Here is a 242-nt window from a genome sequence, read left to right on the forward strand (position 1 = left end):
CGGCAGGAGGTCCCGCGTGAAGCGATCGAAATAGCGAGTCAGACGCAGGATGCCATGCGAGCGCAGCATTTCGGTTAGCGTCGGCGACGCCACACGGTCTGTTGCGGCCCTTAGCGCGTCCCACGCGGCGAGCGCGCCTGTGACCCGATAGCGAATCGGTCCGGGTAAGCGAGCGAGCTTGGGATCGGTGACGGCATCGCCCGAGTGCATCAACGCAGTAACCAGCCGCTGACGGATGTCGG

1 protein-coding gene is annotated in these 242 nt (G+C 65.3%); it reads right to left on the minus strand.

Translation table 11 applies throughout. The features are described from left to right. A partial coding sequence (locus R0K30_RS23255; protein WP_410613366.1) for a hypothetical protein occupies positions 1 to 242 on the minus strand: 242 nt, incomplete at both ends.

The sequence above is a fragment of the Bacillus sp. SIMBA_154 genome, assembly GCF_046536015.1.
Lineage (GTDB): Bacteria > Bacillota > Bacilli > Bacillales > Bacillaceae > Bacillus > Bacillus pumilus_P.